Annotated in this window: 8 protein-coding genes (1 of these 8 cut by a window edge); 1 reads left to right on the top strand and 7 read right to left on the bottom strand. The window is 68.8% G+C overall.

Annotated features, from left to right (window positions below):
• A protein-coding gene (locus D1610_RS16620) for a CBS domain-containing protein (protein WP_118865329.1) crosses the window boundary here: on the bottom strand, positions 1-64 show its beginning. The gene continues 365 nt to the left of window position 1, outside the view; only the first 64 of its 429 coding nucleotides appear in the window; its start codon is at positions 62-64; the stop codon falls past the left edge of the window.
• Positions 65-125: 61 nt separating this feature from the next.
• Between D1610_RS16620 and D1610_RS16625 the strand changes: the two genes are divergently transcribed.
• On the top strand, positions 126-422 hold the full coding sequence (locus D1610_RS16625) for a hypothetical protein (protein WP_118865321.1): 297 nt from the start codon (positions 126-128) through the stop codon (positions 420-422).
• Positions 423-495: 73 nt separating this feature from the next.
• Here D1610_RS16625 and D1610_RS16630 read toward each other — a convergent pair whose 3' ends face one another.
• The 6 genes from D1610_RS16630 to hisS form a co-directional block, all read right to left on the bottom strand.
• Positions 496-2,001 carry a DUF4139 domain-containing protein gene (locus tag D1610_RS16630; RefSeq protein ID WP_147414359.1) on the bottom strand — a complete coding sequence of 502 codons (1,506 nt, stop codon included), beginning with the start codon at positions 1,999-2,001 and terminating at the stop codon, positions 496-498.
• Between the two features lie 106 nt (positions 2,002-2,107).
• Entirely contained in the window at positions 2,108-3,505 is a 1,398-nt protein-coding gene (locus D1610_RS16635) for a DUF4139 domain-containing protein (RefSeq protein WP_118865323.1), read from the bottom strand.
• Positions 3,506-3,573: 68 nt separating this feature from the next.
• Entirely contained in the window at positions 3,574-4,326 is a 753-nt protein-coding gene (locus tag D1610_RS16640; RefSeq protein ID WP_118865324.1) for a DUF4167 domain-containing protein, read from the bottom strand.
• A 254-nt stretch (positions 4,327-4,580) separates the two neighbouring features.
• Complete coding sequence (prmC, locus tag D1610_RS16645; protein ID WP_281268995.1) at positions 4,581-5,405, bottom strand: peptide chain release factor N(5)-glutamine methyltransferase; 825 nt, start codon at positions 5,403-5,405, stop codon at positions 4,581-4,583.
• 155 nt (positions 5,406-5,560) lie between these two features.
• On the bottom strand, positions 5,561-6,640 hold the full coding sequence (gene prfA, locus D1610_RS16650; protein WP_118865325.1) for a peptide chain release factor 1: 1,080 nt from the start codon (positions 6,638-6,640) through the stop codon (positions 5,561-5,563).
• Positions 6,637-7,986, bottom strand: coding sequence for a histidine--tRNA ligase (hisS, locus tag D1610_RS16655; RefSeq protein WP_118865326.1), 1,350 nt, complete (start codon positions 7,984-7,986; stop codon positions 6,637-6,639). The genes prfA and hisS overlap by 4 nt, the downstream gene beginning before the upstream one ends.
• Positions 7,987-8,252: the final 266 nt, after the last annotated feature.

Genomic DNA, 8,252 nt, shown 5'->3' on the forward strand with positions numbered 1-8,252 from the left:
TGGTGTCCGCGGTCACCGACACCACCTCGCGGCCCTTGCCGCCGAGCACCGCCTGGATCGTCATCGCATCCTCCTGGCTTGCGTCAGGCGCCAAGCATCCCATGTCGGGCGCGCAAAGGAAAGCCATGGCGGACCGAAAGCCCGATCTCGACGATCCCGATTATGCGAAGTTCGCCTGGGCGCGCTACCGGCGGCTGATGCGCTGGATGGCGCTGGTCGCGCTGATCGCGGTGATCGGATCGCTCGCCGGGCTGTGGATCGCGACCGGCCCGATCCCGATCCATATGATGATTGCGACGATCGCCGGGGTCGGCGCGTCTGTGCTGCTCGCCGCGGCGCTGATGGGGCTGGTGTTCCTGAGCTCGGGCAGCGGCCATGACGAGCGGATCGAGGACCGCAGCCGGCCCGACGACGAGGGTTAGGACGCTCGGCTGCGCCGCGCGTCCCACCCCCGGCCCTCCCTTGCAGGGAGGGGAATTGGACGCCGAATCTGTTTCAATCCGGGGTTTCGATTCGATAGCGCAACGTTCGCTCCCCGTTCGCCGGGATCGTCGTCCGCCAGACGGTGAAGCCGTCCTCCTGCGCCAGCCGCGCGCTCGCGCGGCGGATTCCCTCAGCGTCGTCCTTGGCGATGCGCAGGCGGTGGGCGATCGGCCACGGATTGGCGTTGCGCACCGTCACCGCATAGGCATCCCATGCGCCGTCCTCGTCGCGGTCGGTCCGCTCGGCCTCGACCGTCACCTGGGTCGCCTCGGCGAGCTCGATCTCGACATCCTCGCCGATCGCCTTGTCGTCGAGACGGCCCTCGCCGACCAGCAGCAGCCCGCGCCCGCCCGGCTCGAACGCCGCGACCGGCCCGGCGGGCAGCGGCACCCCCAGTCCGTCGGCCTGGCGGTTGCGCGCGGTCAGCATCGTCATCGTGCCGCTCGCGCCGTCGCCCCGCACGGTGGTTCCATAGAGGATGCTCACCGGCACCCCGGCCTTGTCGATCATCGCCACCTGCTTCTGCGCATTGGCGGCGACGGTGGTGGCAAAGGGCACGCGGTAGAGCTTCAGGTCGCCGAGTTCCTCCTGCACCGCCATGCGGCTGCCGGTGACGACGACATCGGCCGCGCGCGCCATCTCCATCGCTGGCGGGGGAGGAGGCGGAGGCGGCGGCGGTGGAGCAGCGGGCGCCGGCAGATAGCCGATGTCCTCCGCGATGGCCCAGCACTCGGCGTGCAGCCAGCCCGGTTCGGGCCGCGCGACATCGGCGGCGTCGCTCTCGCGGTTGACCCTGCCGGCGACCACCGATGTCTGCGCATCCGGGAAACTCGTCACGTCGCCATTGGCCAGCGTCACCCAGGCGAACAGCCGCGCGCTGCGCCCGCCTTCGGCCAGCTCGACGACATAATTGGCCTGCCAGTCGAAACCCCAGGCGAGATAGGAAAGCGTGACGGTGGCGTCATAGGCCTGCGGCGAGGTCGTCTCGACCGACAGCGTCGGCTTGGCCGACAGCCCGGGCGGCACGCCGTCATAGACCAGCGCCTCGGGCAGCCCCGAACAGGTGAGCGCCTCGATCCCCTCGCGCGTCTGCACCACCAGCGCGCCCTCGGCCGCCGAGCGGATCACCGCCGGTTCGGCCGTGACGCGCCCGTCGGGATAGGTCCGCCGCACCGTCACCGGCCGGTTGAGCGAGCGGTCGTAGAGGCTGCGCGGCGAAAGCAGATCGGCGTCGAGATTCTTCTCCGACACGCCCGCCGGCAGACCGGTGACGATCGCCGATTCGGCGAGGATGCCGCCCGCCACGCCTTCGAAGCGAAGGGTCGCGGTTCCCGCCGGGATCGTCACCCGGCGCGTTTCGGTGACGAGCGCATAGCCGCGCAGCCAGTCGAGATCGATCGCGTCGTCGGAGCCGCGCTCCGGACTGCGATAGATGGTCACCGACACCGCCTCCGGCGCGGCCGAGGTCACGGTCTGCGCCGCGGCGGGGGTGGAGAGGAGTAGCAGCAGTCCTGCCAAAAACCGTCGCCCCTGCGCAGGCAGGGGCCTCTTGGTTTGGCGCACATCCGCCCTCGCGTGTGCCGATAGAGACCCCTGCCTGCGCAGGGGCGACGGGCCTTTCATCTCAATACCGCGTGTCGAAGGTCGCGGTGACGACCGCCTCGCCGTTCGCCGGCACCGGCACCTTCCACCAGGCCTCGGTGGAGGAGCGGCGCGTCGATTCGAGCGACTCCTCGGTGATCCGCGTGTCGGTCCACCCCCAGTCGAGCCCCGCCTGGAGCAGGTCGACGGTGACGGGGTTGGGCCGCGCATTGGTCAGCGTGTAGCGCATCCGCGTGCGCCAGCGGTCGTCGCTTAGCCGGGTGCGCTCGACGACGACCGGCTGCACCTTCACGTCGAACGCCTCGCCGGTCCTGAGCGCGAGGTCCGATCCCATCGGCGTGTGCTGGATGCTGTTCTCCCCGATGAACTGCGGCTGGCCCGACGCGTCGCGCATATAGACGCGGACGATGCCGGCGGGCAGCGCGTCGCCCAGCCCGCCCGTCCGGCTCGACGAGAATTCGATCACGGTGTCGGCGCTCCTCGCCTCATTGAGCGTGCCGAGCCAGGGGTTGGCGAAGAAATAGGCCCGCCGCGCCGGCGCGCCCGCCACGTCGAGGAAGCTGACCTGCTTCTGCTGCGCGTTGGCGATGGTGGTGCGGTGGCCGAGCGGATAGAGGTAGAAGTCGCCCAGCCGCTCGCGATCGGCGCTTTCGGTGCCGGGCCGGTTACCCGGCGGCGGGGGCGGCACCGGCCGCCCGTAGCGTCCATCGAACGGCCGCGGCGTGACGTTGCCCGGATTGCCCGCCACCAGCAGCGTATCGGCGTTGCGGAAGGTCGTGCCGGTGTTGTTGCCGAGCGTGATCCAACCCTGCACGTCGATCGTGCCCTTGGCCTCGTCGAACAGCGTGACGTAATCCGCCTTCCACGAAAGCCCCGGCGTCAGATAGCTGAGCGCGAGCGGCCGCGCGCCGGCGGACGCGGCGTCGAGCGTCACCGACAAGGTCGGCCGCGCGCGCAGGTTGGGCGGCACGCGATCGAAGATCACCCGCGTCGGCAGCCCGTCGCCGCGCAGCACCTCGATCCGGTTGCCGATCTGCACCACCGCGCCGCCATTGTTGGACAGCACGCGCGCGGTCTCGCGCGTCTCGGCGCCGGTCGCCGGATTGACGCGGACGAGGGTGACGGTCTGGCCGACCGCCTTTTCCATCAGCGCCTGCGGGCTGAGCAGGTCATAGTCGAAATTCTGCTCGACGATCTCGAAGCCCTGCCCGCCGAGCGTCACCGTCTCCGCGCGGATCTGGGCGGAGACATCCAGAAATTCCTGACGTGAAACCCCGGCGGGCAGCGGCACCTGCCGCACGTCCTGCACCAGCGCGAGATTGTTGTTGTAGATGGTGACCGAGACGTCTCCCTGCGCATTGTCCTGCGCCGCCGCCGGCGTGGCCAGCAACACGACCGCCAGCCCGAATGTAACGCGCATATGAAAAACCTCCCCCAAGGGCCGACCCTCGGAGGAGGCTAATCATCATCTCACTATTTGCGAAGCCTTTATTCGGCCGCTTCGGCTGCGGGATCGACCTTGCGCGGGCGGCCGCGGCGCTTGGGCGCGGGCGGCAGCTCGTCGTCGCTCGCCGGTTCGCCCTCGACACCCATCTGGATCGAGGGGGGCAGCATCGTCGCGGGCAGGCGATCGTCGCCTTCGGCGCTCGGCTGCTGGCGGGGCGGACGGCCGCGACGCGGGCGGGGCGCCTCGTCGCTCCGCGGGGTCTCCTCGGCCTGCTCCTCGCGCGCCTGCAGGGTCTCGCGCGGGCGATCGTCCTGCTGGCGATCCTGGCGCGGACGGTCGCGGCGCGGGCGATCGTCGCGCTGGCGCTCATAGCTGTTGCCGTTCGCATTGCCGCGCTGCTCGCGATTGTCGCCGCGGTCGTTCATCGATTCGCGGGTCCCGGCCTCGGCATTGCCCTCGCCGTCCGAATCGAAATCCTCGTCGAAATCGTCCTGGGCATTCTGCTCGCGCTGCTGCTGGTAGCGGCCGGGATTGGCCTCTTCCTGGCGCGCGCGGTTGTCGGCGAGCACGCGGAAATAATGATCCGCGAACTGCAGATAATATTCGATGTTGACGCGGTCGCCCTGCAGCTGCGCGTCGCGGGCGAGATTCTTGTACTTCTCGAGCAGCTGGGCGGCGTTGCCGCGTGCGCGATTGTCGATCCGGTTGCCCGATTCCGGGCCGCGTCCGGGGCTGCCGCCCTGGCGCTGGCCGCCACGGCCGCGACGGCGGCCGGCCTGACGATTGTTGATCAAACTGCTGTCCTTATGGCTGTCAAAGTTACGCCTGTGCTCTTCCGCATTCGGATGCATGTCCTCGCAAGCCGCACGCCGGACGGGGCGTGCGCTGCCTTGTCAGAACCCCCGTCAAACACGGGCGTCACATGACGTGGAACCGGGCAATCAGCCAGTTTTCAACCGCTTATGTCGAAAAGAGTCTGCCCCTGCCGCACTGATAGCGGGAGCGGGCCGGTTCTCCAAGCACAATATGTGGTGCTGCGGCAAAGCGTTCAAGATGGTCGGGCGATAAGCGCGCGATCGCGGCCCGCCAGATCATTTGCGATGCGCACGCCCAGCCCTTCCGCTTTGAACAGGACGGAGACGGCCGCGGCCTGGGTGTGGCCGATCTCGACCGCCGCCATGCCGCCGGGTGCGATCAGCCGGGCGATCTGGGGCGCGAGGATGCGATAATCGTCGAGCCCGTCTGGCCCGGCGAACAGCGCCGATGGCGGTTCGTGTCCGGCGACGTCGGCTGGGAGCTGCTCGACGGTGGCGATATAGGGGGGATTGCACAGGACCAGGTCGAACGGGCCGTCGATCCCCTCCGCCCAATTTCCGAGCCGGAAGATCGCGCGATCTGCCATTCCCAGCGCTGCCGCGTTGCGCCGGGCATAATCGAGCGCGTCCTGCGAAGCGTCGATCCCCAGCCCTTCCGCATCCGGCCATTCGGCCAGCGCGGCGAGCAGCAGCGTGCCGGGACCTGTGCCGAGATCGAGGATCGTCCGGGGCGGGTTCCCGCGAAAATGCGCGACCGCCGCCTCGATCAACGTCTCGCTGTCCGGGCGCGGGATCAGCACGCCGGGGCCGACCGCCAGCTCGATCGTCCAGAAGGCGCGCGCGCCGGTGATATAGGCGACGGGTTCGTGCGCGAGCCGGCGGGTGAGAAGATCGGCGAAGGCTGACGGGGCGGACGCGTCGAGATGGCGCAGCAGCAGCTCCTCGCGAGTGGTGCCGAGGGCGTGCGCCATGAGGAGCTCGGCGTCGAGGCGGGGGGTGTCGGAGACCGCCGCGAGGGTGCTGGCGGCGTCAATGATAATGTGGCGGATGAAGACCACCTAATCCTCCCCCGCTCCGCAGGAGCGGGGGAGGGGGACCATGCGCAGCATGGTGGAGGGGGCTTCGCCACATCGCGCAGCCCGCGCGGCCTCCCCCCTCCACCGCACTTCGTGCGGTCCCCCTCCCCCTGCTTCGCATGGGGAGGATCCGGCGGTCACGCCGCCTCATCCAGCGCCGCCAGCCTGTCCGCCTCGTCGGCGGCGATCAGCGCGCCGATCAGCTCGTCCAGCTGGCCTTCGAGTATTTCGGGCAGGCGGTGGAGGGTCAGGCCGATGCGGTGGTCGGTCACGCGCCCCTGCGGGAAGTTGTAGGTGCGGATCCGCTCGGAACGGTCGCCCGACCCGACCATCGACTTGCGCGTTCCCGCCCGTTCGCTCGCCAGCCGCTCGCGCTCGGCTTCATAAAGGCGCGTCCGCAGCACCTTGAGCGCCTTGGCCTTGTTCTTGTGCTGCGACTTCTCGTCCTGCTGGATGACGACGAGGCCGGTCGGCAGATGGGTGATGCGCACCGCGCTGTCGGTGGTGTTGACCGACTGGCCGCCGGGGCCGGACGAGCGATAGACGTCGATCCTGAGATCGCGCGCCTCGTCGATCTGGACGTCGACATCCTCGGCCTCGGGCAGCACCGCGACGGTGGCGGCGCTGGTGTGGATGCGCCCGCCGCTTTCGGTCACGGGCACGCGCTGGACGCGGTGGACGCCGCTTTCGAACTTCAGCCGCGCGAACACGCCCGCGCCGGTGACGCTGGCGACGACTTCCTTATAGCCCCCCGCCTCGGACGCGCTGGCCGAGATCAGCTCGACCCGCCAGCCGCGATCATCGGCATAGCGCTGGTACATGCGGAACAGGTCGCCGGCGAACAAGGCCGCCTCGTCGCCGCCGGTGCCGGCGCGGATCTCCAGCATCGCCGGACGCGCATCGGCGGCGTCGCGCGGCAGCAGCGCGAGCGCGAGCGCACGCTCCGCCGCTTCGAGCGCCGCCTTGTTCTCGTGCAGCTCCTCCTCGGCCATGCGGCGCAGCTCGTCGTCGCCGTCATGCGTCATGTGTTCCAGGCTGACCGCCTCGGCGCGCAGCCTCCGCACCAAGCCCGCCGCCTCCGCCACCGGCTCCAGCTCGGCATATTCCTTGGACACCGCGACGAAGCGATCGGAGGGCAAATCGCCGGTCGCCATCAGCGCCTGCAACTCATCCCGCCGCGCCTCGATCGCGGCGATGCGGTCTGCGGGGATGGTCATCGCGTCCAATAAACCTCGCCAGCCTTCTTCGTAGGCATCCGGCTCGCCAACGGGGGCTTGGACTCTTTGCGATCCTCATATCCGATATCCTCGAAGACAAGATCGAAGATCGTCCAAGGCAGCAGCTCGAAGCGGGCGCTGGCCTGCGCTCCATCATCGAGTGCCTTGATAGTCGCCTCGCCTTTAGCGATTTCGTCGTCGCCAAGGATGATCGCATAGCGCGCGTTCAGCGCATCCGCCTTGGCCATACGCTTCTTCATATTACCCCGGAAGGCCATGTCAGCCGACACGCCTGCGCGGCGCAACTCGGTCACAATGGCCTGTCCGCGCAGTATCGCGGCATCGCCCATCGGCACGACCACCGCATCGAACCTTGCTTCGGTCGGCTCTTCTACCAACATCGCCAGCCGCTCGATCCCAGCCGCCCAACCAACACCCGGCGTTTCCGGCCCGCCAAGCTGGCCGATCAGTCCATCATAGCGCCCGCCCGCCAGCACCGTGCCCTGTGCGCCCAACCGATCGGTGACGAACTCGAACGCCGTGTGGCGGTAGTAATCGAGACCGCGCACCAGGCGGCTGTTGCGGGTCCAGGCGACGCCCGCCGCCTCCAGTCCCTTGGTCACGCTTTCGAAGAAGCCGCCTGCCGCGCTCGACAGGTGGGCGTCGATGTCCGGCGCCGTATCCGCGATCGGGCGATCGCGCGGGTCCTTGCTGTCGAGGATGCGCAGGGGGTTCTTGTCGAGGCGGGCCAGGCTGTCTTCGGACAGGTCGCCGCGGTGCTTCTCGAAATGCGCGACCAGCGCCTCGCGCCAGGCGTCGCGCGTCTCGGCGTCGCCCAGCGTGTTGAGCTGGAGCGTCACGCCGTCCGCGATGCCCAGTTCCTTGAGCAGCTGGTCGGCCAGCGCGAGCAATTCCACGTCCGCCTGCGGCTCGGCCGCGCCGATGATCTCGGCGTCGATCTGGTGGAACTGGCGGTAGCGGCCCTTTTGCGGCCGCTCGTAGCGGAACACCGGCCCGTGCGTCGCGATCTTCAAGGGGGCGTGCTGCTGCCAACCCTCGGTCAGATAGGCGCGGGCGATGCCGGCGGTGAATTCGGGGCGCAGCGTGATCGAATCGCCGCCGCGGTCCTCGAAGCTGTACATCTCCTTCGATACGACATCGGTGGTCTCGCCCAGCGAGCGCGCGAACACCGCGGTCGCCTCGAACACCGGCAGCTCGACCCGCTGAAACGCATAGAGCCGCCGCACGCGATCGAAGGTATCGACGACATGCTGGAACCGGCGCTGATCCTCGCCGAAGATGTCCTGCGTGCCGCGGATGCGCTGGGGGGTCTTGCCGTTCGCCATGATGGGTGGCCGCCTCTAGCGGGTTTCGCGGCGAACGGAAATATTGCTGTCATAGGGGCATGACCTCCCCATCCCCGTCACCCCGGACTTGTTCCGGGGTCCATGTCTCCTCAAACGCCGCACCTATTGTTCTCGCGGCACCATGGACCCCTCTGAGTTCACAAACGAAGTGCAACACCACGTACAGGTGTTGCCATGTCGAGATACCGCCAGCTTTCGATCGAGGAACGGTGTGCGATTGCCCGGCTTCATGAAGCCGGGCAATC

The sequence above is a fragment of the Sphingomonas gilva genome (assembly GCF_003515075.1).
GTDB lineage: Bacteria > Pseudomonadota > Alphaproteobacteria > Sphingomonadales > Sphingomonadaceae > Sphingomonas > Sphingomonas gilva.